7 protein-coding genes are annotated in these 4,229 nt (G+C 39.6%); 5 read left to right on the forward strand and 2 right to left on the reverse strand.

The annotated features are described in order from the left end of the window. Nucleotides 1-512 precede the first annotated feature (512 nt). Complete coding sequence (locus U9O96_07610) at nucleotides 513-770, reverse strand: hypothetical protein (GenBank protein MEA2054950.1); 258 nt, start codon at nucleotides 768-770, stop codon at nucleotides 513-515. Nucleotides 771-795: 25 nt separating this feature from the next. Further along, a complete protein-coding gene (locus tag U9O96_07615) occupies nucleotides 796-1,155 on the reverse strand; it encodes a DNA polymerase ligase N-terminal domain-containing protein (GenBank protein ID MEA2054951.1) in 360 nt (119 codons plus the stop codon). Nucleotides 1,156-1,272: 117 nt separating this feature from the next. On the opposite strand from U9O96_07615, the gene U9O96_07620 reads away from it, so the two are divergent. From U9O96_07620 to U9O96_07640, 5 genes are all read left to right on the forward strand, one after another. Beyond that, complete coding sequence (locus U9O96_07620; GenBank protein ID MEA2054952.1) at nucleotides 1,273-1,419, forward strand: hypothetical protein; 147 nt, start codon at nucleotides 1,273-1,275, stop codon at nucleotides 1,417-1,419. After that, a complete protein-coding gene (gene ribH, locus U9O96_07625; protein MEA2054953.1) occupies nucleotides 1,416-1,859 on the forward strand; it encodes a 6,7-dimethyl-8-ribityllumazine synthase in 444 nt (147 codons plus the stop codon). Before U9O96_07620 ends, ribH begins: the two co-directional genes overlap by 4 nt. 91 nt (nucleotides 1,860-1,950) lie before the next feature. Beyond that, complete coding sequence (locus U9O96_07630; GenBank protein ID MEA2054954.1) at nucleotides 1,951-2,736, forward strand: phosphatase PAP2 family protein; 786 nt, start codon at nucleotides 1,951-1,953, stop codon at nucleotides 2,734-2,736. A 1-nt stretch (nucleotide 2,737) separates the two neighbouring features. Further along, complete coding sequence (locus U9O96_07635) at nucleotides 2,738-3,874, forward strand: glycosyltransferase (GenBank protein ID MEA2054955.1); 1,137 nt, start codon at nucleotides 2,738-2,740, stop codon at nucleotides 3,872-3,874. Next, on the forward strand, nucleotides 3,871-4,098 hold the full coding sequence (locus U9O96_07640; protein MEA2054956.1) for a KEOPS complex subunit Pcc1: 228 nt from the start codon (nucleotides 3,871-3,873) through the stop codon (nucleotides 4,096-4,098). The genes U9O96_07635 and U9O96_07640 overlap by 4 nt, the downstream gene beginning before the upstream one ends. The last annotated feature ends 131 nt before the right edge of the window (nucleotides 4,099-4,229 follow it).

Consider the following 4,229-nt stretch of genomic DNA (forward strand, 5'->3'; position numbering starts at 1 on the left):
CTAATTACAACCATGTTCTGGTTGGGCTTGGGACTATGTATCCAACTGGAACGTAGTAAAAAGTATTGTGGAGTGATTCATCTCTGGGCTGAAGCCCAGAGGATTCTCACTCCATTTTGACTAAAATAATGTCAATCATGGGCTAACTAAATCATATTATCTGCAGTAGTAGAAAATCGAAAAAGATATGTGTAGTCGTATAACATTTCTCACTCCTCCTTTATTTTCTCCAGATATTTCTCCAAATCTTTGTAATCATCTCTTCTTGACAATAAACAAACCAAGATAATGTTTGGTTCGATAATGACATAGATTAACCGTGTCTCTTTTCCTTTAATGCTTAGCCGTACTCTAAAAACTTTTGAGAAGAGACGCGAGTGAATACGTTTGAATCTGTATGGATTCTCTTTAATTAATTGTATTTTATTTTCAATGATCCTTTTTGATTTTTTATTCAGAACCTTAATTTGCTCTAAGAATATCTCTAATGCTTTAATAGTGAATATCATTGCCTATGCCCGCAAAGTCTCAAGCAATTCTTCTTCGGAAACAACTTTTTTTCTCTTTAGGGATTCCTCAATGATGGTATCAACCAGTTCTATCTCTTTCTCGCTAAACGTTTCATCGAACCCACTCTTTTCGAAAATTCTTTCTCTCATGCTCTCCAAAGCTAAATCCTGTATATTTCTGAAACCGTATTCTTCTGTGTATCTCTTAGCAGCAACATACAAATTTTCAGGAATTTTCAAGTTTATTTGTTTTGCTTTCACAATATCTATAAGTATCTTTGGATATTTAAATTTTTTGAATCAGCCATGCATTTTTTCCTCCTTTGGGAAATTTGATGAGTACATATTTTCCTTTCAGTTTTTGTCCTGAGAGTTGGACTTCTATTTCCTTTTCTTCCTTCTTTATCAGTTCGTATTCTCCCTTATCCCATATGCTCACCTTCCCAGCACCGTACATCCCCTCAGGTATCTCACCCTCAAAATCCATATACTCGACGGTATGATCCTCTACCTGTATTGCCAGTCTTTTTTCTTTTCCTTCCGGCATGTTCTTTGGAATAGCCCAGCTCTTTGCCATCTCATCCATCTCCAAACGGAAATCGAAGTGATGATGGGAAGCGAAATGTTCCTGAACGACGAATTTCATATTTTTTAATCCATTTTATTTTTAAATATGTTCCCTGCGAAATATATCGTCTATAGAATAATGACGACAACTTTTTATTGCATTACGGTTTTAAATTCATGGAACTTGTAGGGCTGTGTGCCATTTGCGGAAAGCCAGGTGCAATGCATACTTGCAGGTTGTGCGGCAGTGCTGTATGTTCTGAGCATTTTGATGCCGGACACGGCGTCTGTACCGGATGCATGTGCAAAAATAAATAAACAAAAAGTTGATACACACTCATGAGAGAAAAAGAGAAGACAAAAGAAGAGATAAGAATAGGAATCGTCGTTTCTGAATTTAATTATGACATCACCATGATGATGCTCGAACGGGCGAAGGAACACGCGGAGTTTTTGGGAGCAAAGGTTGTCAAAGTAATTAAAGTGCCCGGCGTGTTTGACATGGGGCTTGCAATAAAAAAAATGCTTCAGAGCATGACGATCGATGGTGTTGTTGCCATCGGTGCGGTGATAGAGGGGGAGACGGAACACGATGAGATAGTTATCCAGCATGCATCAAGAAAGATAGCTGACCTGGCCATTCAGTACGATAAGCCTGTAGGCCTGGGCATTACAGGACCGGGAATGTCACGATTGCAGGCAGAAGAACGAATCGAGAGAGCAAAGACGGCTGTCGAGAGCGTAATAAAAATGTACAGGGCACTGGAAGATGACACTCCTTAAAAAATTGAGAAAAGGACGATTACGGGCAAATGCTTCCAGATTTGACGAATTTTCAGAAAAATACTTAAAATATGGAGTTATATAGAAAAAGATGCGGGCTATATTTCTTCTCGTAGCCGGAAATCTGATGCTGTCGTTAGTGGGGATGTTGTATTTCAGGGAGAACCGCACGCCGAATAAGTTAAAAAATTTTGAATTAACAAACTATTTTTTCTTTGGGATATTGTTTATTCTCATATCTTTAATTCATATAACGGAGACAAAAATAGACCCGGTTGTCACATCAAAATTCAGTCTGGATTTTACAAGAACGATATATTGTCTGGAGGGGGATATCGTCGGATTTTTCCAGTCGTGGAGCAACCCGCTTCTCGATTATTACATGGTCTTCATATACATGTTCGGTTTCACATTTCTCTTATATTTCACTCCGGTTTTGTACATATTCTCCAAGGATTTGAAAGCATTGAAATTAGCCATAACAATCTATGGGATAATAATAGCGGTTGCAATACCATTTTATCTCTTCTTTCCAGTAAATGATGTCTGGTGGGCATCTCAGAATTATTCATGGTATCAGGGAAGGGCTGTTGCATTCCGGCTCCAGCAGATATGGCCCGGCGTTACCGACAATTTTTTTGCTTTCACCACGCTTAACAACTGCTTTCCGAGTTTGCATTGTAGCATATCCATGGCCATGGCTGCAACCGCCTGGATAAGAAACTACAAAAAATTTGCGGTTGCAGCTAGCATTATTGCAATGTCCATACCTTTGGCAACGCTTTATCTGGGCATCCACTGGTTTACCGATGTTGTCGCTGGAGAGCTTCTTGCCCTTGCCGCAGTGCTTTTAGCCGTAAGAATTGTTGGAGAATAGTATGAAAGCGGCATGGTTCACAGATACGTGGCTGCCTGCCATGGATGGGGTGGTGAGTTCTCTCCTTTCATTTAAGGAAGAAATAGAAAAAAGGGGACATAAAATATATCTTTTTGTTCCCGGAGAAAATAACATTGATGATTTTGATGAGGGGATTTTTTATTATAAAGCAAGCCCTTTCAAAAAATATCCCAATTACAGGATGGCTTCCATATTTTCGATATTCTGTCCTAGGACAAAAAAAATTATCAGAAAAATAAGGCCTGACATAATCCACTCGCATTCTCCAGGGGTCATAGGCGTGCACGGTGTTGCTGCATCGTATAAGTATGGCATTCCGCTAATTTTTACATACCATACATTTCTGGAAGACTCCGTCTATTTTGCATCCCCGTCTCCCTTAATACAAGATATTGCAGGAAGGCTGCTCCGGGCATGGCTGAAATGGTATTTTAGAAGGTGCAATGCCATAATTGCCCCGAGCAACGCTGCAAAAATTGAGATCGGCAGATTGGCCGAAAAAATCATTGAGGTAGTCCCTACGGGTATAAATGTGGACAGATTCTCTTATGGCAAAGGCATGGTAGCAAGAAAAGAAATGGGATTGGGGAACGAAAAAGTCGTCCTGCATGTGGGAAGAATCGTCAAAGAGAAAAACCTCGATTTGTTGGTAGATGCCGCCCCTTTATTGTTGAACGATGTTCCAGATGCAATATTTATAATCGTGGGAGAAGGTCCATACGCAGAGAGTTTAAAGCATAAAGTGAAGGAAATGAAACTCAACAAAAAATTCATATTCACTGGCTTTATTGAGGACGAAAAACTGCCGGATTACTACAAATGTGCCGATATTTTTGCATTTCCCTCCAAATACGAAACGCAGGGCATAGTTGCTATTGAGGCTATGGCGGCGGGCCTGCCGGTGGTGGCTGCCAGAATACGGTCATTGCCAGAAATCATAGAAGATGGAAAATGCGGCTTTTTGTTTAATCCCGATGACGCACACGATTTTGCAGAAAAGATGACAATGTCATTGAGGGCAAAAGAAATGCCAGAGAAAGCAAAAAAATTTACAATGGAGTATTCAATCGAAAAGTGCACAGATAAGCTTTTATCGCTTTATGAGAGGTTTAAATGAAGGCTAAATGCAAACTCGTGCTCGGATACGGCGATAATGAGGAGGCAATACAGATAGAGAGGGCATTAAGGCCCGACAATGAATTTTTTGTCAAGACATGCGTTAGAGAAAATATTGTAGAGGCAACAATAGAAGCGAATTCAGTACCCTCGCTATTGCATACAATGGACGATTTCCTTTCATGCCTTTCTGTAGTGGAAAAAATACACAGATTTTTCAGATAGCAGGTTAAGTAGACCAAACCTTAAATTTTGATTCCTAGCTTGTTAGGTGGCACAAACGCATTTTATAACCGATAGATTTATATTCTTGTGCACCCTAACTATTATTATGTCATATATTGAAATTAAGACAA

The organism is Candidatus Thermoplasmatota archaeon, from assembly GCA_034660695.1.
In the GTDB taxonomy this organism is placed as follows: domain Archaea; phylum Thermoplasmatota; class E2; order UBA202; family DSCA01; genus JAYEJS01.